The 204-nt window shown below is 69.6% G+C and carries 1 pseudogene; it reads left to right on the top strand.

Annotated elements, in window-relative coordinates:
- A pseudogene (locus tag ACTV8E_RS20755) lies at nt 1-204 on the top strand (acetyl-CoA C-acetyltransferase); the annotation flags it as partial.

The raw sequence follows: 204 nt of genomic DNA, 5'->3' as shown, positions 1-204 counted from the left end.
CCAGCGCAAGGGCGAACCGCTGGCTTTTGTCCTCGACGAGCAGCCGCGCGCCGGTACCACCGCCGAGTCGCTGGGCAAACTCAAACCGGCGTTCAAGAAGGACGGCAGCGTCACCGCCGGCAACGCCTCCAGCCTCAACGACGGCGCCGCCGCCGTGCTGCTGATGAGCGCGGCCAAAGCCAAGGCGCTACGCCTGCCGGTGCT

The sequence above is a fragment of the Pseudomonas sp. B392_1p genome (assembly GCF_052245235.1).
Taxonomy (GTDB): Bacteria; Pseudomonadota; Gammaproteobacteria; order Pseudomonadales; family Pseudomonadaceae; genus Serpens; species Serpens gallinarum.
Note: the sequence above shows the minus strand (reverse complement) of the source record. Positions and strands in the feature narration are given on the sequence as shown.